Annotated in this window: 16 protein-coding genes; 3 read left to right on the top strand and 13 right to left on the bottom strand. The window is 63.0% G+C overall.

The window, feature by feature from the left end:
- Positions 1-45: 45 nt before the first annotated feature.
- The 4 genes from ABOA88_RS17035 to ABOA88_RS17050 form a co-directional block, all read right to left on the bottom strand.
- On the bottom strand, positions 46-2,892 hold the full coding sequence (locus ABOA88_RS17035; RefSeq protein ID WP_367851473.1) for a valine--tRNA ligase: 2,847 nt from the start codon (positions 2,890-2,892) through the stop codon (positions 46-48).
- A gap of 200 nt (positions 2,893-3,092) precedes the next feature.
- The gene (locus tag ABOA88_RS17040) at positions 3,093-3,461 is read right to left on the bottom strand and encodes a DNA polymerase III subunit chi (RefSeq protein WP_196167705.1); all 369 of its coding nucleotides are present in this window, start codon (positions 3,459-3,461) and stop codon (positions 3,093-3,095) included.
- Positions 3,462-3,466: 5 nt separating this feature from the next.
- Positions 3,467-3,895, bottom strand: a complete 429-nt coding sequence (locus ABOA88_RS17045) for a DNA polymerase III subunit chi (RefSeq protein ID WP_196167704.1) — start codon at positions 3,893-3,895, stop codon at positions 3,467-3,469.
- Between the two features lie 48 nt (positions 3,896-3,943).
- Entirely contained in the window at positions 3,944-5,434 is a 1,491-nt protein-coding gene (locus ABOA88_RS17050) for a leucyl aminopeptidase (protein WP_043210717.1), read from the bottom strand.
- Between the two features lie 271 nt (positions 5,435-5,705).
- Between ABOA88_RS17050 and lptF the strand changes: the two genes are divergently transcribed.
- Both lptF and lptG read left to right on the top strand, forming a co-directional pair.
- The gene (lptF, locus tag ABOA88_RS17055; protein WP_196167703.1) at positions 5,706-6,821 is read left to right on the top strand and encodes an LPS export ABC transporter permease LptF; all 1,116 of its coding nucleotides are present in this window, start codon (positions 5,706-5,708) and stop codon (positions 6,819-6,821) included.
- Positions 6,814-7,875 carry an LPS export ABC transporter permease LptG gene (lptG, locus tag ABOA88_RS17060; RefSeq protein ID WP_196167702.1) on the top strand — a complete coding sequence of 354 codons (1,062 nt, stop codon included), beginning with the start codon at positions 6,814-6,816 and terminating at the stop codon, positions 7,873-7,875. The genes lptF and lptG overlap by 8 nt, the downstream gene beginning before the upstream one ends.
- 163 nt (positions 7,876-8,038) lie before the next feature.
- On the opposite strand, the gene ABOA88_RS17065 is transcribed toward lptG, so the two are convergent.
- The 6 genes from ABOA88_RS17065 to gcvH all read right to left on the bottom strand — a co-directional run bounded on the left by ABOA88_RS17065 (position 8,039) and on the right by gcvH (position 15,094).
- On the bottom strand, positions 8,039-8,527 hold the full coding sequence (locus ABOA88_RS17065) for an RDD family protein (protein ID WP_196167701.1): 489 nt from the start codon (positions 8,525-8,527) through the stop codon (positions 8,039-8,041).
- Between the two features lie 89 nt (positions 8,528-8,616).
- A complete protein-coding gene (locus ABOA88_RS17070) occupies positions 8,617-8,829 on the bottom strand; it encodes a cold-shock protein (RefSeq protein ID WP_043210709.1) in 213 nt (70 codons plus the stop codon).
- 344 nt (positions 8,830-9,173) lie between these two features.
- Positions 9,174-10,295 carry a glycine cleavage system aminomethyltransferase GcvT gene (gcvT, locus tag ABOA88_RS17075; RefSeq protein ID WP_367851472.1) on the bottom strand — a complete coding sequence of 374 codons (1,122 nt, stop codon included), beginning with the start codon at positions 10,293-10,295 and terminating at the stop codon, positions 9,174-9,176.
- A 26-nt stretch (positions 10,296-10,321) separates the two neighbouring features.
- Positions 10,322-11,698, bottom strand: coding sequence for an L-serine ammonia-lyase (locus tag ABOA88_RS17080; RefSeq protein ID WP_367851471.1), 1,377 nt, complete (start codon positions 11,696-11,698; stop codon positions 10,322-10,324).
- A gap of 147 nt (positions 11,699-11,845) precedes the next feature.
- Positions 11,846-14,701 carry an aminomethyl-transferring glycine dehydrogenase gene (gene gcvP, locus ABOA88_RS17085; protein WP_196167698.1) on the bottom strand — a complete coding sequence of 952 codons (2,856 nt, stop codon included), beginning with the start codon at positions 14,699-14,701 and terminating at the stop codon, positions 11,846-11,848.
- A gap of 9 nt (positions 14,702-14,710) precedes the next feature.
- Entirely contained in the window at positions 14,711-15,094 is a 384-nt protein-coding gene (gcvH, locus tag ABOA88_RS17090) for a glycine cleavage system protein GcvH (protein ID WP_196167697.1), read from the bottom strand.
- 438 nt (positions 15,095-15,532) lie between these two features.
- Here gcvH and chrA point away from each other — a divergent pair, with 438 nt between their 5' ends.
- Positions 15,533-16,903 (top strand): chromate efflux transporter, encoded by a 1,371-nt coding sequence (gene chrA / locus ABOA88_RS17095; protein ID WP_196167696.1) that lies wholly within the window; start codon positions 15,533-15,535, stop codon positions 16,901-16,903.
- Between the two features lie 55 nt (positions 16,904-16,958).
- Here chrA and ABOA88_RS17100 read toward each other — a convergent pair whose 3' ends face one another.
- The 3 genes from ABOA88_RS17100 to ABOA88_RS17110 all read right to left on the bottom strand — a co-directional run bounded on the left by ABOA88_RS17100 (position 16,959) and on the right by ABOA88_RS17110 (position 22,001).
- Positions 16,959-18,860 (bottom strand): potassium transporter Kup, encoded by a 1,902-nt coding sequence (locus ABOA88_RS17100; RefSeq protein ID WP_196167695.1) that lies wholly within the window; start codon positions 18,858-18,860, stop codon positions 16,959-16,961.
- Between the two features lie 244 nt (positions 18,861-19,104).
- On the bottom strand, positions 19,105-20,310 hold the full coding sequence (gene gltS / locus ABOA88_RS17105) for a sodium/glutamate symporter (RefSeq protein ID WP_196167694.1): 1,206 nt from the start codon (positions 20,308-20,310) through the stop codon (positions 19,105-19,107).
- A 182-nt stretch (positions 20,311-20,492) separates the two neighbouring features.
- Positions 20,493-22,001, bottom strand: coding sequence for a sigma-54-dependent transcriptional regulator (locus ABOA88_RS17110; RefSeq protein WP_196167693.1), 1,509 nt, complete (start codon positions 21,999-22,001; stop codon positions 20,493-20,495).
- Positions 22,002-22,096: the final 95 nt, after the last annotated feature.

Here is a 22,096-nt window from a genome sequence, read left to right on the forward strand (position 1 = left end):
GGGAGCGGGCTTGTCCCGCGATGGCATCACTGAGGTCTGCGGCTGTTACAGTGCCGCGATCCGCGCATGTTGCTCTGTCAAGTTGGCCAGGGCCTGTTCGGACTCGGCCAGCTTGGCGCGTTCTTTTTCGATCACGGCAGGCGGGGCCTTGTCGACGAACGCGGCATTGGACAGCTTGCCGCCCACGCGCTGGACTTCGCCTTGCAGGCGCTGGATTTCCTTGCTCAGGCGTGCCAGTTCCGCGTCCTTGTCGATCAGGCCGGCCATCGGCACCAGTACCTGCAAGTCACCCACCAGTGCGGTGGCCGACAGCGGCGCTTCGTCCTGTTCGCCGAGCACGGTGAACGACTCGACCTTGGCCAGCTTCTTGAGCAGCGCCTCGTTCTCCTGCAGGCGACGTTGGTCGTCCGCGTTGGCGTTCTTGAGGAACAACGGCAGTGGCTTGCCAGGGCCGATGTTCATCTCGGCGCGAATGTTGCGCAGGCCTACCATCAGTTGCTGCAGCCACTCGATATCGCCTTCGGCGGCGGTGTCGATGCGGCTTTCATTGGCCACAGGCCAAGGTTGCAGCATGATGGTCTTGCCTTCGATACCGGCCAGCGGCGCGATGCGCTGCCAGATTTCTTCGGTGATGAACGGCATGAACGGGTGGGCCAGGCGCAGGGCGACTTCCAGCACGCGAACCAGGGTGCGACGGGTACCGCGGGCACGCTCGACCGGGGCATTTTCGTCCCACAGTACCGGCTTGGACAGCTCCAGATACCAGTCGCAGTACTGGTTCCAGATGAACTCGTACAAGGCTTGGCTGGCCAGGTCGAAGCGGAACTGCTCGAGCTGGCGGGTCACCTCGGCTTCGGTGCGCTGCAGCTGCGAGATGATCCAGCGATCGGCCAGCGACAGTTCGTAGGCCTCGCCGTTCTGGCCGCAGTCCTCGCCTTTGTCCAGCACGTAGCGGGCGGCGTTCCAGATCTTGTTGCAGAAGTTGCGATAACCCTCGACACGGCCCATGTCGAACTTGATGTCGCGGCCGGTGGAGGCCAGCGAGCAGAAGGTGAAGCGCAGGGCGTCGGTGCCGTAGCTGGCAATGCCTTCAGGGAACTCGGCCTTGGTCTGCTTGGCGATCTTTTCGGCAAGCTTGGGCTGCATCATGCCGCTGGTGCGTTTTTCCAGCAGGGCTTCAAGGGTGATGCCGTCGACGATGTCCAGCGGGTCGAGGACGTTGCCCTTGGACTTGGACATCTTCTGGCCCTGGCCGTCACGTACAAGACCGTGGACGTATACGGTCTTGAACGGCACCTGCGGGGTGCCGTCTTCATTCTTGATCAGGTGCATGGTCAGCATGATCATGCGCGCAACCCAGAAGAAGATGATGTCGAAACCGGTGACCAGCACGTCAGTGGAGTGGAATTTCTTGAGGAACTCGGTCTGCTCTGGCCAGCCCAGGGTGGAGAAGGTCCACAGGCCCGAACTGAACCAGGTGTCGAGCACGTCGTCGTCCTGGCGCAGTGCCACGTTGGCGCCCAGGTTGTGCTTGGCACGGACTTCTTCTTCGTTGCGACCGACATAGACCTGGCCGGCCTCGTCGTACCAGGCCGGGATGCGGTGACCCCACCACAGCTGGCGGCTGATACACCAGTCCTGGATATCGCGCATCCAGGAGAAGTACATGTTCTCGTACTGCTTGGGCACGAATTGGATGCGGCCGTCTTCCACGGCGGCGATGGCAGGTTCTGCCAGCGGCTTGGTGGAGACGTACCACTGGTCGGTCAGCCACGGCTCGATGACCGTGCCGGAACGGTCGCCCTTGGGCACCTTCAGGGCGTGGTCGTCGATGCTGACCAGCAGGCCCTGGGCGTCCAGGTCGGCGACGATCTGCTTGCGCGCGACGAAGCGGTCCAGGCCTGCATACTGGGCCGGCAGGCTGGTGTCGATCTGCTCGTTGACGCTGCCGTCGAGGTTGAAGGCCTGGGCGCTTGCCAGCACCAGGGCGTTCTTGTCGAAGATGTTCAGCAGTGGCAGGTTGTGGCGCTTACCGACTTCATAGTCGTTGAAATCATGGGCCGGGGTGATCTTCACGCAGCCGGTGCCGAACTCCGGATCGCAGTAGTCGTCGGCGATGATCGGGATGCGGCGGCCGACCAGCGGCAGCTCGACGAACTTGCCGATCAGGGCCTGGTAGCGCTCGTCGTTCGGGTTCACGGCAACGGCCGCGTCACCCAGCAGGGTTTCCGGACGGGTGGTGGCGACGACCAGGTGGTCCTTGCCTTCGGCGGTCTTGGCGCCATCGGCGAGCGGGTAGCGCAGGTTCCACAGGTGGCCTTTCTCGTCGTGGTTTTCCACTTCGAGGTCGGAGATGGCGGTGTGCAGCTTGGTGTCCCAGTTGACCAGGCGCTTGCCACGGTAGATCAGGCCGTCTTCATGCAGGCGCACGAAGGCTTCCTTGACCGCTTCGGACAGGCCGTCGTCCATGGTGAAGCGTTCGCGGGTCCAGTCTACCGACGAGCCCAGGCGGCGAATCTGGCGGCTGATGTTGCCGCCGGACTGATCCTTCCACTCCCAGACCTTCTCCAGGAACTTCTCGCGGCCCAGGTCATGACGGTTCTGGCCCTTGGCTTCGAGCTGGCGCTCTACCAGCATCTGGGTTGCGATGCCGGCGTGGTCGGTGCCTGGCTGCCACAGGGTGTTGCGGCCCTGCATGCGGCGGAAGCGGATCAGGGCGTCCATGATCGCGTTGTTGAAGCCGTGGCCCATGTGCAGGCTGCCGGTCACGTTCGGCGGCGGGATCATGATGGTGTAGGACTCGCCTGCACCTTGCGGGGCGAAATAGTTCTCGGACTCCCAGGTGTTGTACCAGGAAGTTTCGATGGCGTGCGGCTGGTAGGTCTTATCCATGCGCGGCGGGACCCTATGGCATTAATTCGGGAAAGCCGGGAAGTATAACCAAGCCAGGGGCCGCAGGCGACAAGCTGCTGATATCTGTAGGTGCAACGGTGCCTTCTTTGCAGGGAAACCCGCTCCTACAGGCTTACTGCACGCGTTGAGCGCGGCGGTATACCGGTATGGGCGGGTTTGCCCGCAACGAAAAGCGGCGTTTATTCGGCGCGTTTGAGCAGGCGCTCCATGCGCGCATCGAGACGTCGTTTGATCTCATTTTCGATGTGCGGCGTGAAGTCGTTGATCACGTCTTGCATGATCTGTTGGGCAGCGGCGCGCAGATCGGCTTCCAGGTGCAGCAGGGTGTCCTGGCGGCGGGTCTGCGGATCGTCCTCGGTGGCTGCGACCGACAAGGGCTCGGCAACTGGCGTGGTATTGCCTGCGGGCTCGTCGAGCAGCAGGGGAATCTGCTCGACCGTTTCGGTCAGCAGGGGCGGTTGCAAATCGGCATCGCCCAGTAACTGGCGGATCGACTCAAGGTCGTCGAGCAGATGAGCTGAATCGGGCAGGGGGGAGTGCTTGTCCATCGTCGTCAAAGTCGCTGTAAGCGGTGGTCTTGCAGAGCATAGCCCTGTTCGCGGTAGAAACGGAATCGTTCTCGCGCAGCCTGGCGAATGCCTGGCTCCTCGACGACGATTTCGGCCACCCGCTCGAACTGGCCGACGAACCCCGGAATTTCGGCGCCCAGGTTGATCAGCAGGTCGCGGTGGGTACCGGCATCGTCACCCAGTCCCAGGGCTACCGTAGCCTCGGCGTTGACCTCGGCAGGGTCGTGCGGGACGAAGGCCTCGCCCTTGAAGTGCCACAGGCGCTCGTCCAGCGCCTTGCGCTGCTCGGCGTCCTGGCAGTGCAGATAGACCCGATGACCCAGGCGCCAGGCCTTTTCGCACAGCTTGCAGGCGAAATCCAGGCGTGCCGACAACGCGTCAGTGGGCAGGATGTAGAAATCGACTTTGCTCATGTTCGGTCTGCCGACCGGCAGCGCGCGAGCGCCGCCGGCCTTGTGGCATCAGGCGTTGGCGCGATCGAGCAGGTACTGGGTGAGCAGCGGGACCGGGCGGCCCGAGGCGCCTTTGTCCTTGCCGCCGCTGATCCAGGCGGTGCCGGCAACGTCCAGGTGCGCCCAGTTATAGGCTTTGGCGAAGCGCGAGAGGAAGCAGCCTGCGGTGATTGTGCCAGCCTTGGGGCCACCGATGTTGGCGATGTCAGCGAACGGGCTGTCCAACTGCTCTTGGTACTCATCGAACAGCGGCAGTTGCCAGGCACGGTCGTCGGCGCGCTTGCCGGCGTCGAGCAGTTGGCCGACCAGTTCGTCGTTGTTGCCCATCAGGCCCGAGGTGTGGCTGCCCAGGGCGACGATGCAGGCGCCGGTCAGGGTAGCGATGTCGATCACTGCCTGGGGCTTGAAGCGTTCGGCGTAGGTCAGGGTGTCGCACAGCACTAGGCGGCCTTCGGCGTCGGTGTTGAGGATCTCGACGGTCTGGCCGCTCATGGTGGTGACGATGTCGCCCGGACGCGTGGCGCCGCCGCTGGGCATGTTCTCGGCGCAAGCCAGCAGGCAGACCAGGTTGATCGGCAGTTGCAGCTGCAGCACTGCGCGCAGGGTGCCGAAGACACTGGCCGCACCACACATGTCGTACTTCATTTCATCCATGCCGGCGCCCGGTTTGAGGCTGATGCCGCCGGTATCGAAGGTGATGCCCTTGCCGACCAGCACGAATGGTTTTTCGCTCTTTTTGCCGCCCTGGTAGTTGAGCACGATCAGCCGTGGCGGTTGGTCGCTGCCCTGGCCCACGGCGTAGAACGCGCCCATGCCCAGATCCTTGATCTTTTTCTCGTCCAGCACCTCGACCTTGAGGTTCTTGTGCGCCTTGCCCAGCTCCTTGGCCTGTTCGGCGAGGAACGTTGGGTGGCACAGGTTTGGTGGCAGGTTGCCCAGGTCGCGGGTGAAGGACATGCCCGAGGCGATGGCGCTGGCGTGCTTCACGGCGCGCTCGACTTCAGCCTGGCCGGGCTTGTCGGTCAGCAGGGTGACTTTCTTGAGGGCGCGGGGCTCGGCCTTCTGGCTCTTGAACCGGTCGAACACGTACTCGCCATCGAGCAGGGTCTCGGCCAGCAGGCGGTATTTGGCGTAATGGGCGTCGCGGGCGGTGACGCTGACGTCATCCAAGGCCAGCACCGCGTCGCTGCCGTTCAGGCCTTTGAGCACACCGGCGACACTGGCGACCAGCTTGCGCCAGCTGCGATCACCCAGGGCTTCCTTGCCGCTGCCGACCAGCAGCACGCGCTCGGCCTTCAGGCCCGGCAGGCTGTGCAGCAGCAGGGTCTGGCCCGGCTTGCCGGCCAGGTCGCCGCGCTTGAGCACCGCGCTGATTGCGCCGTTGCTGGCCTGGTCGACGGCTTTGGCGATGTCGCCGAGCTTGCGCCCTTCACCGACGGCCAGCACCAAGGTGGCGGTTTTCAAGGAGGCGGCGGCTACACTTTTTACAACCAGTTCCATGTCAGGGTCCCCGAATGATCTGTCAGTTGGCGCAGTCTCGTGCAAGCGCTCGAAACAGGTGTGGCCGCACGGTCGCGGGCCACTTGAAAAGCTGCCAGTTTGAGCCTGGGGGAACCTGGATGACAACCCCGACGTGCGCCGTCATGCGCGGCCAAGTGACAGGCGCGGTCAATCACAGGATAATGCGCGCACTTTATATGGAGGTTCGCCGTCGGCGAACCGGCAAGTCATTGTTTGGCTCTGCGCCCCTGACAACCCAGGAGTGTCTGGTTTGATCGTCTTTCGTTATCTGTCCCGCGAGGTCCTGGTGACCTTGAGCGCCGTCAGCGCCGTGCTGCTGGTGATCATCATGAGCGGGCGCTTCATCAAGTACCTGGCTCAGGCCGCCCAGGGCGTGCTCGATCCGAGCGTGCTGTTCCTGATCATGGGCTTCCGTCTGCCGGGCTTCCTGCAACTGATCCTGCCCTTGGGCCTGTTCCTCGGCATCCTGCTGGCTTATGGCCGGCTCTACCTCGAAAGCGAGATGACCGTGCTTTCTGCCACGGGCATGAGCCAGCAGCGCCTGCTGGCACTGACCATGGCGCCGGCTGCGCTGGTCGCCCTGCTGGTGGCCTGGCTGAGCCTGAGCCTGGCGCCCCAGGGCGTTGCCCAGGTGCAGCAGATCATCAACCAGCAGGACGCCCTCACCGAGTTCGATACCCTGGTGCCCGGGCGCTTCCAGACCCTGCGCGATGGCTCGCGGGTCACCTACACCGAGCAGCTGTCGGACGATCGCGTCAATCTGAACGGTGTGTTCATCTCCGAGAAGCGCTTCAACCAAGATAAGACCAAGGATCGTGCCCCCTCGGTGCTGGTCGCCGAGAAAGGCCACCAGGAAGTGCAGGCCGACGGCAATCGCTACCTGATCCTTGAGAACGGCTATCGCTATGACGGTAACCCCGGCCAGGCCGATTACCGAGCGATCAAGTACGACACCTATGGCGTGTTGCTGCCCAAGCCCGAAGTCAGCGAGGAAGTGACCGAGCGTGAAGCCATCCCGACGTCCGAGCTGTTCGGCAAGGACGGTCTGCGTGAACAGGCCGAGCTGCAATGGCGCCTTTCCCTGCCGCTGCTGGTGTTCATCGTGACGCTGCTGGCGGTGCCGCTGTCCCGGGTCAACCCGCGCCAGGGCCGCTTCCTCAAGCTGCTGCCGGCCATTCTTCTGTACATGGCTTATCTGACAATGCTCATTTCCGTACGCGGCGCCCTGGAGAAGGGCAAGATCCCTATTGCCTTGGGCATGTGGTGGGTTCACGGCCTGTTCCTGCTGATCGGCCTGGGCCTGATGTACTGGGAGCCGCTGCAGCTCAAGCGTGCCGCCCGTCGTACGGAGGTGGCCCATGGCTAAGCTGGATCGCTACATCGGCCAGAGCGTGCTCCTGGCCATCCTGGCGGTGCTGGGCATTATCCTTGGCCTGGCTTCGCTGTTCGCCTTCATCGACGAGATGAGCGACCTGAGCGATACCTACACCGTGATGGATGCAGGCAGTTTCGTGCTGCTCACCGCGCCGCGCCGGCTGTATGAGATGTTGCCGATGGCCGCGCTCATTGGCTGCCTGATCGGCCTGGGCAGCCTGGCCAGCAGCAGCGAGTTGACCATCATGCGCGCCGCGGGCGTGTCTATCGGACGTATCGTCTGGGCGGTGATGAAGCCCATGCTGGTGCTGATGCTGGTCGGCGTGCTGATCGGCGAGTACGTGGCGCCTGTCACTGAGAACAAGGCCCAGGCCGAGCGTTCCCTGGCCCAAGGTGGCGGTGAGGCGCAGAGCTCCAAGCGCGGCATGTGGCACCGCCAGGGCGAAGAGTTCGTGCACATCAACTCGGTGCAGCCCAACGGCTTGCTGCTGGGGGTGACCCGCTACCGTTTCGACGCCGAGCGTCACATCGTGACTTCCAGCTTTGCGCGCCGTGCCCAGTACAACGAGGACCACTGGATGCTGAGCGATGTGGCCACCACCTACTTCCGTGGCGACCACACCGAGGTGGTGAAGGCGCCGCAGGAGCGCTGGGACGTGTCGGTGACGCCGCAACTGCTCAACACTGTGATCCTGGCGCCGGAATCCCTGTCGATCACCGGCCTGTGGGACTACATTCACTACCTCTCCGACCAAGGCCTGAACAACGCCCGTTATTGGCTGGCATTCTGGACCAAGGTGCTGCAACCGATGGTGACCGCAGCCCTGGTGCTGATGGCGATCTCCTTCATCTTCGGTCCGCTGCGTTCCGTGACCCTGGGCCAGCGTGTGTTCACCGGTGTACTGGTGGGCTTCGTGTTCCGCATTGGTCAGGACCTGCTGGGCCCTTCCAGCCAGGTGTTCGGCTTCCCGCCGCTGCTGGCGGTGGTGATCCCGGCCGGTATCTGTGCGTTGGCGGGTGTGTGGTTGTTGCGCCGGGCAGGGTGATGGCCTGAGCGACATGAAAAAGCCGACCCTAGGGTCGGCTTTTTCGTGGGTGGCGTTCTCTGTTCGCGGGTAAACCCGCTCCCACAGGTTTCGCAGTCTGCCGACCGGAGGTAATCCTGCGGGAGCTGGCGAAGCCTGCAAGGGGGGAGCAGCAGTCCTAGAGTTACGGCTTGCGCTTGGGCACCCGCACCAGCTGCGTATCCGAATAGATGTCATGCCAGCCACGCTTGCGCTTGTCGACCAACGCCCAGAAGAACCCGAGCCCAAGGCACAGCCAGGAGGCGATGGAAACGACAAAGCGCAGCAGCGCTTGCCACAGGCTGATCGCGCTTCCATCGGCGTTCTGCACGCGCACGCCCCACACCTGCATGCCCAAGGTCTGACCGCCGTGGGTCCAGAACTTGGCGAAGAAACCGAAGAGAGCGAACAGCAGCAAGGTCGACAGCAGGGGGTCGCCGTCCAATGCTCCGGCCTCGGTCAGCTCGCGCATGCGTGCTTCGCCGATGATCGACATCTGCACCATCTTGTAGACGCCTGCTGTCACGATCAGCAGGGCAGTACACAGCAGGAAGTCATAGAACATGGCGGCCAGTCGACGGCCCAGGCCAGCCGGGGGGAAGTCACCCTGAGGGGTGAGCAGGGGCTTTGACATGCATGACGCTCCGTATGACGAAGCCGCTATTCTACGGGCAAAAAAAAGCCCCTGCACTTGGCAGGGGCTTTTGGAAGTCTGGATCTCGCTTAGGCGATGACCTGAACCTTGTCAGCTTGCATGCCTTTTTGGCCTTGCACGGCTTCGAAGGAGACTTTCTGGCCTTCTTTCAGGCTCTTGAAGCCGTTGCCTTCGATGGCACGGAAGTGCACGAACAGATCCGGACCGCTTTCTGGGGTGATGAAGCCGTAACCTTTCTCGTCATTGAACCACTTGACGGTACCGTTCTGACGCTCAGCCATTGTCTTGTTTCCTATGAAGCTTAATTTTTGATGACAGTTACTTTCATATCTAACCGATATAAAAGATTACCGGGCTGGGTTGCAGGAAAGTAAGAGACGTCGAACGGGTTGTAGCAGATTCAGCTACTGGCCCAGGTCACGAACTGTTGCGACCCATGCAAACACAGTGCAGTGACTCTACGCTAACTCCGCCGACAAAAACAAGCCCTCCAGACCGCCGGAATTCAGGGTTTTTCCGATAACCGACAAAATTGTCGGAAACGGCGTGGCGCCTGGCCTGGCGCTATGTTCAAAAGTTATTGGGCAGGTTCGAAAACGAATATGACGAACCTGCCCACAGTCAATCAACCGCGATAGTAACGTTGCGCAACGAAAGGCATTTTGCTGACCTTCAAGGCAACCTGCTTGCCACGCACAACAGCAAACAATGCGGTATCGAGCGCAGCATGTTCGCTCTCGACATAACCCATGGCGACCGGTGCGCCGAGGGTTGGGCCGAAACCACCGCTGCAGACTTCACCGACCGTGCGGCCGTCTGCGTCGACGATCTGTGCGCCTTCGCGAACCGGGGTGCGTTCCTGCGGCAGCAGGCCAACACGCTTGCGGGCAACACTTTGCCGTTGCTGCTCGAAGATGGCGTGGGCGCCAGGGAAACCACCGGCACGCTCGCCATCGGCACGGCGTACTTTGGAGATGGCCCACAGCAGGCTGGCCTCCACCGGCGTGGTGCTGGTGTTCATGTCGTGGCCATACAGGCAAAGACCGGCTTCCAGGCGCAGCGAGTCACGGGCGCCCAGACCGATCGGCTGTACCTCGGGCTCGGCCAGCAGTCGGCGGGCCAAGGCTTCGGCATCGGTTACCGGGACCGAGATCTCGTAACCGTCTTCACCGGTGTAGCCCGAGCGGCTGACATAGCAGTCGGCGCCGAGCAGGGTGACGGGGCGGAACTGCATGAACGTCATGCTGGCGACTTCCGGCGCCAGGCGCTCCAGCACCTTGACCGCCGCCGGGCCTTGCAGGGCGAGCAGAGCGCGTTCCTCGAACAGCGGCTGGATCTCGCAGCGGGTACCGATGTGCTTTTGCAGGTGTGCCAGGTCCTGGTCCTTGCAGGCGGCGTTGACCACCAGGAACAGCTCGTCGTCGCCCAGGTTGGCGACCATCAGGTCGTCGAGGATGCCACCTTGCTCGTTGGTGAACATCGCGTAGCGCTGCATGCCCACCGGCAGGTCGATGATGTCCACGGGTACAAGGGATTCCAGGGCCTTGGCCGCATCGCTGCCGCGCAGCCGGATCTGGCCCATGTGCGAGACGTCGAACAGGCCTGCCTGCTCGCGGGTGTGCAAGTGTTCCTTGAGCACGCCCAGCGGGTACTGCACCGGCATGTCGTAGCCGGCGAACGGCACCATGCGTGCGCCCAATTCCAGGTGCAGGGCGTGCAAGGGGGTCTTTTGCAGTGTTTCGGACATCGGTGACTCCTCGTTTTTTGTTCGGGTCAACATTCGATGATGTTGACGGCCAGACCACCGCGGGCGGTCTCCTTGTATTTGCTTTTCATGTCTGCGCCGGTCTGGCGCATGGTGCGGATGACCTTGTCGAGCGACACGTAATGTTGCCCATCGCCACGCAAGGCCATGCGTACCGCATTGATCGCCTTGACCGAGCCCATGGCGTTGCGCTCGATGCAGGGCACCTGGACCAGTCCGCCGATCGGATCGCAGGTCAGGCCCAGGTTGTGTTCCATGCCGATTTCGGCAGCGTTCTCGACTTGCTGTGGGGTGCCCCCCATGACCTCGCACAGTGCGCCGGCGGCCATGGAGCACGCCACGCCGACTTCCCCCTGGCAGCCGACTTCGGCACCGGAGATCGAGGCGTTTTCCTTGTAAAGGATGCCGATGGCAGCGGCGGTGAGCAGAAACCGCACCACCCCGTCCTCGCTGGCGCCAGGCACGAAGCGCATGTAGTAGTGAAGGACCGCCGGGACGATGCCCGCCGCACCGTTGGTGGGTGCAGTGACCACCCGTCCGCCGTAGGCGTTTTCTTCATTGACCGCCAGCGCATAGAGGTTGACCCAGTCGAGCACCGACAAGGCGTCACGCAGATTCGCCTCGGGATGCCGGCTGAGCTGGCGGTACAACGCTGGAGCCCGTCGCTTGACCTTCAGCCCACCGGGCAGGATGCCCTCATGACGGCAACCCGCTTCTACGCAGTCCTGCATGACTTGCCAGATGTGCAGCAGACGCTCGCGCGTCTGAGCCTCCGGGCGCCAGGCCGCTTCGTTGGCCAGCATCACCTGGCTGACCGACAGGTGCTGCTCGCTGCAATGGGCGAGCAGTTCCTTGGCCGTGCGGAAAGGGTAGGGCAGCACGGTGCTGTCCTCGACGATCCGGTCGTGACCGGCAGCGTCCTCGTCGACCACGAAACCACCGCCTACCGAGTAGTACTCCCGGCTACGGATTTGCAATCCGGCTGCATCGAAAGCGCGGAAGATCATGCCGTTGGGATGGTAGGGCAGGGGTTTGCGGATCATCGCCAGGTGCTGTTTTTCGACGAAGCCGATCTCGTGCTCACCCAGCAGGCGCAGCCGACCGCTGTCGCGGATCGCCTGCAGTCGCGCGGGAATCGATTCGGTGTCGATGGTGTCTGGATGCTCGCCTTCAAGGCCTAACAGAATAGCCTTGTCGCTGCCATGGCCCTTGCCGGTGGCCCCGAGCGAGCCATACAGCTCGGCCTTGATGCTGTCGGTCTGTGCCAACAGGCCATCACGGCGTAGCCCTTCGGCAAAGCGTGCGGCAGCCCGCATGGGGCCGACCGTGTGGGAGCTGGAGGGGCCGATGCCGATCTTGAACAGGTCGAAAACGCTCAAAGACATGGTGACCTCCTGCCAGGTTGATTGGGCGGACGGTGAGCTCCGTGGGAGCGGGTTTACCCGCGAATTCGGCGGTAAAGCCACCCTCGCATTCGCGGCTAAACCCGCTCCCACAGGCCGCCACCCAAGTCAGGTGGCGGGCAAGGGCTATCAGGCGTCCTGGTAGCTCTCGATCGACGGGCACGCGCAGACCAGATTGCGGTCGCCGAACACGTTGTCGACCCGACCCACCGGCGGCCAGTACTTGGCCTCCACCAGGCTCGGCAGCGGGTACACCGCCTGCTCACGGCTGTAACCGTGGGCCCACTCGCCGACCAGCTCCGCTGCGGTGTGCGGGGCGTTCTTCAGCGGGTTGTCGTCCTTGTCCAGGGTGCCGTTCTCGACCGCGCGGATTTCCTCACGGATCTGGATCATCGCGTCACAGAAACGGTCCAGTTCTTCCTTGGACTCACTTTCGGTCGGTTCGATCATAAGGGTGCCGGCCACCGGGAAGGACATGGTCGGGGCGTGGAAGCCGAAGTCGATCAGGCGCTTGGCCACGTCGTCGACACTGATGCCGCTGCTGTCCTTGAGCGGGCGCAGGTCCAGGATGCATTCGTGGGCGACCAGGCCATTGCCGCCGGTATAGAGGACAGGATAGTGCTCTTCCAGGCGACGGGCGATGTAGTTGGCATTGAGGATCGCCATCTGCGAGGCGCGCTTGAGGCCCGCGCCGCCCATCATGCGGATGTACATCCAGGTGATCGGCAGGATGCTGGCGCTGCCGAACGGTGCGGCGCAGACCGCGCCTTCGGTGTTTTCCAGTGTCGCATGGCCCGGCAGGAATGGCGCCAGGTGCGACTTGACACCGATCGGGCCGACGCCTGGGCCGCCACCACCGTGAGGGATGCAGAAGGTCTTGTGCAGGTTCAGGTGCGAGACGTCGCCGCCGAACTTGCCGGGGGCGCACAGGCCGACCATGGCGTTCATGTTGGCGCCGTCGATGTACACCTGGCCGCCGTTGTCGTGGATGATCGCGCAGATCTCGCCGATCGCTTCCTCGAACACGCCGTGGGTCGATGGGTAGGTGATCATGATCGCGGCGAGGCGGTCACGGTGTTCGATGGCCTTGGCGCGCAGGTCCTCGACATCGACGTTGCCGCGGGCGTCACAGGCGGTGACCACCACGCGCATGCCCGCCATGTGGGCGGTGGCAGGGTTGGTGCCGTGGGCCGAGGAGGGGATCAGGCAGATGTCGCGATGGCCTTCGCCGCGGCTGCGGTGGTAGGCGCGGATCGCCAGCAGGCCCGCGTACTCGCCTTGGGAGCCGGCGTTCGGCTGCAGCGACACAGCGTCATAGCCGGTGGCGGCGCAGAGCATGGCTTCCAGCTCGGTGGTCATCTGCAGATAGCCCTGGCTCTGCTCGGCAGGCGCAAACGGGTGCAGGTTGCCGAATTCCGCCCAGGTCACCGGGATCATTTCGCTGGCGGCGTTGAGTTTCATGGTGCACGAGCCCAGCGGGATCATGCTGCGGTCCAGCGCCAGGTCCTTGTCGGCCAAGCGGCGCAGGTAGCGCATCAGTTCGGTTTCGCTGTGGTAGCGGTTGAACACCGGATGCTCGAGGATCGCCGACTGGCGCAGCAGGGCGGCCGGCAGACGCGAGGCGGTGGAGGCGGCCAGGCTGTCGAACGCCGGCACGGCCTTGCCTTCGGCGAACAGCTGCCACAGGGCCTCGACGTCGGCCTGGGTGCTGGTTTCGTCCAGGGACAGGCCCAGGTGTGCGGCGTCGATCTGGCGCAGGTTGATGCGCTGGGCACGGGCCAGCTCATGCAGGCGGGCGGTGGCATCACCGGTGGCCAGGGTCAGGGTGTCGAAGTAGGCGCGGGTGACGACCTTGACGCCCAACTGCTCGAAACCGGCGGCCAGGATCGCGGTCAGGGCGTGGGTACGTTCGGCGATGCGCTTGAGGCCAGCTGGGCCGTGGTACACAGCGAACATGCTGGCGATGTTGGCCAGCAGCACCTGGGCGGTGCAGATGTTACTGGTGGCCTTTTCGCGACGGATGTGCTGTTCGCGGGTCTGCATGGCCAGGCGCAGGGCTGTCTTGCCGAAACGGTCGATCGAAACGCCCACCAGACGGCCTGGCATGTCGCGCTTGAAGGCATCGCGGGTGGCGAAGTACGCCGCGTGCGGGCCACCGAAGCCCAGCGGCACACCAAAGCGTTGGGCGCTGCCGATGGCCACGTCGGCGTCGAATTCACCGGGCGGGGTGAGCAGGGTCAGGGCCAGCAGGTCGGCGGCCACGGCCACCAGGGCGTTGGCGCCATGGAAGCGCTGCACGAGCTCGCGGTAGTCGAATACGTCGCCATTGCTGGCCGGGTATTGCAGCAGAGCGCCGAAGAAGCTGCTGACATCGGTCAGTTCACGCTCGTCGCCAACCACCACTTCGATGCCCAGCGGTTCGGCACGGGTGCGCAGCACGTCAAGGGTCTGCGGATGGCAATGGCTGGAAGCGAAGAAGGCATGGCCGGTCTTGTTCTTCGACAGGCGCTTGCAGAAGGTCATGGCTTCGGCGGCGGCAGTGGCTTCGTCGAGCAGGGAGGCGTTGGCGATCGGCAGGCCGGTCAGGTCGCTGATCAGGGTCTGGAAGTTGAGCAGCGCTTCCAGACGGCCTTGGGAGATCTCTGGCTGGTAGGGGGTGTAGGCGGTGTACCAGGCCGGGTTTTCCAGCAGGTTGCGCAGGATCGGTGCCGGGGTATGGGTGTTGTAGTAGCCCTGGCCGATGTAGTTCTTGAACAGTTGGTTCTTGCCGGCGATGGCTTTGAGGTCGGCGAGGGCATCGGCCTCGCTCTGGCCGTCGTGGCCACCGAGAACGCTGGTGCCTTTGATGCTGTCAGGGATGACCGCAGCGGTCATGGCTTCCAGCGACTCGAAGCCCAGGGCGGCGAGCATGGCCTGCTCATCGGCGCTGCGTGGGCCGATGTGGCGGGCGATGAATTCGTTGGCGGTGCTGAGGTTGATGGTCATGGCAGGTCCTCAGGCGTCGTCGTTGGCGTTGAGCAGGCGGTCATAGGCGCCTTGGTCGAGCAGGCCGCTGATGGCACTGGCATCGGCGGGGACGAAGCGGAAGAACCAGCCTTCGCCCATTGGGTCTTCGTTGACCAGTTCAGGGCTTGCGTCGAGCTGGTCGTTGACCGCGACCACTTCGCCGGTCAGTGGCATGTAGACGCCGCTGGCGGCTTTCACCGATTCCACGGTGGAGGCTTCGGCGCCTTTGTCGTAGTGCTGCAGCTCCGGCAGTTGCACGAAAACCACATCGCCGAGGGCATTCTGGGCGTAGGCGGTGATGCCCACGGTGACGCTGCCGTCAGCTTCGACGCGCAGCCATTCGTGATCTTCGGTGAAACGCAACTCGCTCATGGGGGATCCTCGCGAAGCAGGGAAGTGGGCACGGTGGTTCCGCGCTCTTGGTTGTAATTCCCATAGCAATAATGCGGCCAAGTCGCTCCAGGCCTTGTAAATCAAGGGGTGGGCTCAAATGTGCGTGAACGCAGGTCATTTTACTGTAATGAAATCGCTACATGGTTTCGACGATTGAAAAGGCTTGTGGGATCAAACCGTTGCGTAGACGGTGTCAGCGCGTAATGTATCGATTTCAATACGTCGTATTGAAATCGATACGGTTGCGGCGGGTGGACGGTTTCCGATCGCGGCTATCCTGTTGATTTTTGACTGGCTCAGATTAATGTAACGCGACAATTCAGAAGCCTCGATGAACGCCTCGAGCGCGGCTGCGTGCGGATCACTCCGCACGTCGTCGGGGGGATCTAACGGCACTCTCAAACGAGGAACTTCCCCATGGTCAACAGACCCTGCGCTGCAAGCGAACAGCCAGCGGCGCATGCGGCCCGGCAGCCGGTCGGCTTGTTCGAAGCCTTCCTGTTCTGGCTCAAGCTGGGTTTCATCAGCTTTGGCGGCCCGGCTGGACAGATCTCGATCATGCATCAGGAGCTGGTGGAGCGGCGGCGGTGGATCAGCGAGAAGCGCTTTTTGCATGCGCTGAACTACTGCATGTTGTTGCCAGGCCCCGAGGCGCAGCAATTGGCCACCTACATCGGGTGGCTGATGCACCGCTCCTGGGGTGGGTTGATCGCCGGTGCGCTGTTCGTGCTGCCTTCGTTGTTCATCCTGATCGGCTTGTCCTGGGTCTACATCGCTTTCGGTGAAGTGCCGGTGGTGGCGGGGATCTTCTACGGCATCAAGCCCGCGGTGACGGCGATCGTCGTGCACGCGGCTCACCGGATCGGCTCGCGTGCACTCAAGAACGGCTGGCTGTGGGCCATGGCCGCGGCGTCATTCGTGGCCATCTTCGCGCTCAACGTGCCGTTCCCGCTGATCGTGCTGGTGGCGGGGATCGTCGGCTACCTGGGCGGGCGATTCGCGCCGAGCCAGTTCGTGATCGGTGGTGGGCATGGCGCGGCCAAGGGCAACCATGGACCGGCGGTGATCGATGACGATACCCCCACGCCCGCGCACGCGCGTTTCCAGTGGAAGCATCTGTTGCGCCTGGTTGTGATCGGGACGGTGCTCTGGACCCTGCCCATGGCACTTCTGACGCTCTCGTTTGGCTGGAGTGGAACCCTCACGCAGATGGGCTGGTTCTTCACCAAGGCCGCGTTGATGACCTTTGGCGGCGCCTACGCGGTGCTGCCGTACGTCTACCAGGGCGCCGTGGGGCATTACGGTTGGCTCTCGCCCACCCAGATGATCGATGGGCTGGCCTTGGGCGAAACCACGCCAGGCCCGCTGATCATGGTGGTTGCCTTCGTTGGCTTCATCGGTGGGTACGTGTACCCGATGTTTGGCGCTGAGCACCCGTTTCTTGCCGGAGCGGTGGCGGCGAGCCTGGTCACCTGGTTCACCTTTTTGCCGTCATTTTTGTTCATTCTCGCCGGCGGCCCGGTGGTGGAGTCGACGCACAACGAGATCAAGTTCACGGCGCCGCTCACCGGCATCACGGCGGCCGTGGTGGGCGTCATTCTGAACCTGGCGCTGTTCTTCGGTTACCACGTGCTTTGGCCGCAGGGCTTCAGTGGTGCGTTCGACTGGCCGTCTGCGCTGATCGCCATCGCTGCGGCGGTCGCACTGTTTCGCTTCAAGCGTGGCGTCATTCAAGTTTTGCTGGCGTGCGCACTGGTGGGGTTGGCGGTGCACCTGCTGCGCACGTGATACCCGTAGCCGGCCGATGTGTGTCGGCCGGCTTGAGAGGGTTTCGCCCCTTGCCTCACATCTCGACCTGCGTACCGAGCTCGATCACTCTGTTCAACGGCAACTGGAAGTACTTCAGGTTGCTGTTGGCATTCTTGAGCAAGAAGGCGAACAGATACTCGCGCCACCGCGCCATGCCGATTCGCTTGGTCGCGATGACGGTTTCACGGCTGAGGAAATAGGTGGTTCGCATGGGGCCGAAATCGAGGTCATCGCGTTGGCATCCGCCCAGCGCCTTCGGTACGTCCGGCTCCTCCATGAAGCCAAAGTGCAGGGTCACGCGGAAGAAGCCTTCGCCGAAGGCCTCCACCTCGAATCGTTTGCTGGCGCTGACACGCGGTTCGTCTTCGGACACGACGGTCAATAGGACCACCTGCTCATGCAGCACCTGGTTGTGCAGCAAGTTGTGCAGCAACGCATGGGGCACCGCATCGGCCCTGGCGGTTAGAAACACCGCCGTACCCTGTACCCGATGCGGAGGCTGGAACTGCAGGCTGGCGATGAACAGGTCCAGTGGCAGTGCACTTTCGTCGAGTCGCTCGACGATGATCCGGCGGCCGCGCTTCCAGGTGGTCATCAGCACGAACAGGGCAACCCCGGCGATGACCGGGAAGGCTCCGCCTTGCAGGATTTTTGGCGCATTGGCGGAAAAGTACAGGCTGTCGACCAGCAGGAAGCCCAGCAACAAGGGAACGGCCAACCAACGCGGCGCCTTCCACAGCAACAGCACCACCGCTGAGGACAGCAGTGTGGTGATCAGCATGGTGCCGGTGACGGCTACCCCATAGGCGGCGGCCAGGGCGCTGGAGGATTCGAAGCCGATCACCAGCAGCACGACGCCAACCATCAGTGCCCAGTTCACCATGCCAATGTAGATCTGGCCCTGTTCCTCGCTGGAGGTGTGCTGGATGAACATGCGCGGTACATAGCCCAACTGGATTGCCTGCCGGGTGAGGGAGAAGGCGCCGGAAATCACCGCTTGCGAGGCAATGATGGTGGCAAGCGTGGCCAGCCCGACCATCGGCAGCAAGGCCCAGGCGGGCGCCAGTAGATAGAACGGGTTGCGCACGGCGTCTGGATTGCCCAGGATCAACGCGCCCTGCCCGAAGTAGTTCAGCACCAACCCAGGCAGCACCAACACAAACCAGGCCCGCGCGATGGGCTTGCGGCCAAAATGCCCCATGTCGGCATAGAGCGCTTCCGCGCCGGTCAATGCCAGCACCACCGCCCCCAGAATGGCGACACCCATGCCCGGGTGGACAACGAAGAACTGCACCGCCCAGGTGGGATTGAGCGCTTGCAACACCTCGGGGCGCTGCGCGATGCCATGAATGCCAAGCGCCCCGAGAACCACGAACCACAGCACCATGATCGGCCCGAACAGGATCCCGATGCGTGCTGTGCCGTGTCGCTGGATCATGAACAGCGCGACCAGCACCACCACCGAAAGGGGCACGACCCAATGCTCGATGCCATCGAAGGCCAGTTGCAGCCCTTCGACCGCCGACAGCACGGAAATCGCCGGGGTGATCATGCTGTCGCCATAGAACAAGGCAGCGCCGAACAGGCCGAGCAAGACCAGCACCCGACCCAGTCGCGCATAGGGCGCTGCGGCCCGGTGCGCCAGCGCCGTCAGGGCCATGATGCCGCCTTCGCCTTGGTTGTCGGCCCGCAGGATGAACAACACGTATTTGATCGAGACGACCCAGATCAACGACCAGAACACCAACGACAGCACCCCCAGTACGCCGGCTGCGTTGACCTGGACGCCATAGTGGCCTGAGAAGACTTCTTTAAGGGTGTACAACGGACTGGTACCGATGTCGCCGTACACCACACCGACAGCGGCAACGAGTATGCCGACGCCTGAGGTTTTGCGGGGAAGGGTTTGATGTGCAGTGGTCGCAGTCTGGCTCACGGATGACTTCTCTGGACGGGCGGGTCGAGCGCGCATGCCTTCCCTGTGCTGCACGCGTCCCTGACGCCTGAACGGTCGATGCCGGCGCTACGCACAGGCGTAACGCCGGCATCGACCGTTCAGGCAGCAAGCGCAGCCAGTATCGTTTCAACTGCCCTTGGTGAGCGTAAAAAGAGCGTAAAAATTGCCGCTGCGAGCAGGGCCGTCCTGCTGCCGCCGCTTGTCCCGATGAATCCGTTGGCCGTTACACGGCGGCAAAAAATGGCAACGCCAAGTACAGCTTGATGACGATGGCGTTGATGATGTCGATGAAGAATGCCCCCACCATCGGCACCACCAGGAAGGCGATCTGCGATGGGCCATAGCGTTGGGTCACAGCCTGCATATTGGCAATCGCTGTTGGCGTGGCGCCCAGGCCAAAACCGCAATGGCCGGCTGCAAGTACGGCGGCATCATAGTTGCGGCCCATGACCCTGAAGGTCACGAAGATCGCAAAGAGTGCCATCACCACTGCCTGGGCGGCCAAGAGAATGAAGAACGGCAATGCCAGCGCCGCCAGGTCCCATAACTTCAGCGACATCAGCGCAATGGCCAAAAACAGCGACAAACTGACGTTGCCCATGACCGAAACTTCGCGTTCGAACACTTGATACAAGCCAAACATTGAAAGCCCGTTTCGTAGCAATACGCCTACGAACAAGACGCACACGAAGGTCGGTAGTTCGAAGGCAGTCCCGTGCAGAAACTTATTCAACAGGGAACCTGCCAGTAAGCTGACCGAAATCAGCGCGATGGTTTCGATCAGGGAAAAGGGTGTGATCAGTCGCTCTTTGTTCGGTTGTTCAAACCCCTGTGGCAAGCGCGGCGTCTGTTGTTCGACACCCGGCGTCTGGACACGGGCGATCAGCAAGCGTGCGACCGGACCACCAATCAAACCGCCCAGTACCAGGCCGAACGTGGCGGAGGCCAGTGCCAGTTCGGAGGCTGAGGCCAGACCGAACTTCTCGCTGAAGGTGGCCCCCCACGCAGCGCCTGTGCCGTGCCCGCCCGACAAGGTGATCGAACCTGCCAGCAAGCCCATCAGCGGGTCCAATCCAAGCGCCGTGGCAAGTCCGATGCCCATGGCGTTCTGGACCACCAGCAGTGCGGTGACCACCAGCAGAAAGATGCCGACGACACGGCCGCCTTTCTTCAGGCTGGCGAAATCCGCACTCAAGCCGATGGTGGCGAAGAATGCCAACATCAAAGGTATTTGCAGTGAAGTATCGAATTGGACCTGGACATCGAAACTGCGCAGCCCCAATAGCACCACGGCGACCAGCAAGCCACCGGCGACCGGTTCGGGAATATTGTAAGTGCGCAGAAAAGTGATGCGTGCAACGAGGCCTCGTCCTAACAGCAGCACCAAGGAGGCGGCGACGAGTGTCCCATAGAAATCGAGCTCAAGCATGTGATGCGTACTCTTTGTAAATTCAGAAGAATATTTACTTGGGCGCGCCATTCTAGGGACGGCCATTACGCGAGTACGTAGGTTTATTCTGAAAGTTATCGGCTTATGACGGTTATTTTTGTGGTTTTATGCGCCACCCCGACGCTGGCGGGGCGGTGTCGAACCGTGGCGCGGGCCTTGTCTCATGCTTTGTTTGGAATCCCGTACTTGCGTAGCCGCTGGGCAATCGCGGTGTGGGAGGTTTGCAGGCGGCTGGCCAATTGGCGGGTGGACGGATAGCTCAGGTAGAGGCGCTGCAGCAGATCGCGCTCGAAAGCCTGCACGGCCTGCTCGAGGCTGGCCACTTCGCCGTCCTGGCCACGGGCCACGGCGGTGCCGGCAATGTCCAGATCGTCGATGTCCACCAGGCTTTGTTCGCTGATGGCTGCGGCGCGGAAGATCACGTTCTGCAACTGGCGCACGTTACCCGGCCAAGGGTTGGCCAAGAGCGCCGAGTGCGTGGCCGGGGCCAGGCGGCACGGTGGGCGCTGGATCTGCGTGCAGGCCTGTTGCATGAAGAAATGCGCCAGCAGCAGGATGTCCTGGCCACGTTCGCGCAGGGGGGGAACCTGCAGGTTGAGGACGTTGAGGCGGTAGAACAGGTCCTCGCGAAAGCTTCCCTCGGCCACCATGCGCTCCAGGTCGCGGTGGGTGGCGCTGATGATGCGTACGTCCACTTTGATTTCCCGGTCTCCGCCGACCCTGCGAAAGCTGCCGTCGCTCAGAAAACGCAGCAGCTTGGCCTGAAGGTAAGGCGACATTTCGCCGATCTCGTCCAGGAACACGGTGCCCTGGTTGGCCAGCTCCATCAGCCCCGGCTTGCCGCCGCGTTGTGCCCCGGTAAACGCCCCTGGGGCATAGCCGAACAGCTCGCTTTCGGCCAGGCTCTCGGGCAGGGCCGCGCAGTTCAACGCAAGAAATGGCGCGGCATGGCGACTGCTGATGGCATGGCAGGCACGGGCCACCAACTCCTTGCCGGTGCCGGTCTCGCCGTGCACCAGCAGTGGCGCGTCCAGGGCCGCGACGCGCAGGGCGCGGGCCTTGAGGGTGCGGATCGCCGGGGAGTCGCCGAGCAAGGCATCGAACCCTTCGGCATGGTCGTGGTGCAGGGCCGACAGGCGTTCGCCCATGCGGTTCGGCGGGTAGAGCGTCAGCAGACCGCCAGCATGGGTAATTGGTGTGGCGTCGAGCAGCAGGCTCTGGCCGTTGAGCTGCATCTCGCGCATCGGCAGGTGGAAATTGTTGTCCAGCAGAGCCTGCAGCAGCCCAGGGTCATTGAACAGCTCGCCCACCGAGCGCCCGGCCGATTCGCGCCCGCACAGGGCGATCAATGCCGGGTTGGCCAGCAGCACCTTGCCTGCGCTATCCACCGCCAGCACCGGGTCGCTCATGGCGGCTAGCAGAGCATCGAGCTGCAGGTGACGGCGTTGGCCGGGAAGGATGTCGACCACTTCCACCGACTGCACGCCCTGGACTTCGAACAACGCATCGTGGAGCTCTTCGAGCACAGCAGGGCTGAGGGTGGGCGCATCGATGTAGACGTTCGGCGGCACCATCTCCACGGCGTCCAGGTTGAGATTGCGGGCACCGAGCAGGGCCAGGACTTCCTGGGTGATGCCGACGCGGTCGATGAAGCTGACGTGGATGCGCATGGGGTTGAGGGGGCTGTGGCCGGGGGAGGGCGGTAGTATGCCTCGGTCGGTCGATCAAGCCCAATATTGCCGGGGCCGCTGTGCGGCCCCTGATC

The organism is Pseudomonas sp. PKS, from assembly GCF_051913525.1.
GTDB lineage: Bacteria > Pseudomonadota > Gammaproteobacteria > Pseudomonadales > Pseudomonadaceae > Aquipseudomonas > Aquipseudomonas guariconensis_D.

Coding starts and splice junctions, on each gene's coding strand:
- ABOA88_RS17035 (WP_367851473.1), bottom strand. CDS start 2,892: ATGGATAAGACCTACCAGCCGCACGCCATCGAAACTTCCTGGTACAAC.
- ABOA88_RS17040 (WP_196167705.1), bottom strand. CDS start 3,461: ATGGACAAGCACTCCCCCCTGCCCGATTCAGCTCATCTGCTCGACGAC.
- ABOA88_RS17045 (WP_196167704.1), bottom strand. CDS start 3,895: ATGAGCAAAGTCGATTTCTACATCCTGCCCACTGACGCGTTGTCGGCA.
- ABOA88_RS17050 (WP_043210717.1), bottom strand. CDS start 5,434: ATGGAACTGGTTGTAAAAAGTGTAGCCGCCGCCTCCTTGAAAACCGCC.
- lptG (WP_196167702.1), top strand. CDS start 6,814: ATGGCTAAGCTGGATCGCTACATCGGCCAGAGCGTGCTCCTGGCCATC.
- ABOA88_RS17065 (WP_196167701.1), bottom strand. CDS start 8,527: ATGTCAAAGCCCCTGCTCACCCCTCAGGGTGACTTCCCCCCGGCTGGC.
- ABOA88_RS17070 (WP_043210709.1), bottom strand. CDS start 8,829: ATGGCTGAGCGTCAGAACGGTACCGTCAAGTGGTTCAATGACGAGAAA.
- gcvT (WP_367851472.1), bottom strand. CDS start 10,295: ATGTCCGAAACACTGCAAAAGACCCCCTTGCACGCCCTGCACCTGGAA.
- ABOA88_RS17080 (WP_367851471.1), bottom strand. CDS start 11,698: ATGTCTTTGAGCGTTTTCGACCTGTTCAAGATCGGCATCGGCCCCTCC.
- gcvP (WP_196167698.1), bottom strand. CDS start 14,701: ATGACCATCAACCTCAGCACCGCCAACGAATTCATCGCCCGCCACATC.
- gcvH (WP_196167697.1), bottom strand. CDS start 15,094: ATGAGCGAGTTGCGTTTCACCGAAGATCACGAATGGCTGCGCGTCGAA.
- chrA (WP_196167696.1), top strand. CDS start 15,533: ATGGTCAACAGACCCTGCGCTGCAAGCGAACAGCCAGCGGCGCATGCG.
- gltS (WP_196167694.1), bottom strand. CDS start 20,310: ATGCTTGAGCTCGATTTCTATGGGACACTCGTCGCCGCCTCCTTGGTG.
- ABOA88_RS17110 (WP_196167693.1), bottom strand. CDS start 22,001: ATGCGCATCCACGTCAGCTTCATCGACCGCGTCGGCATCACCCAGGAA.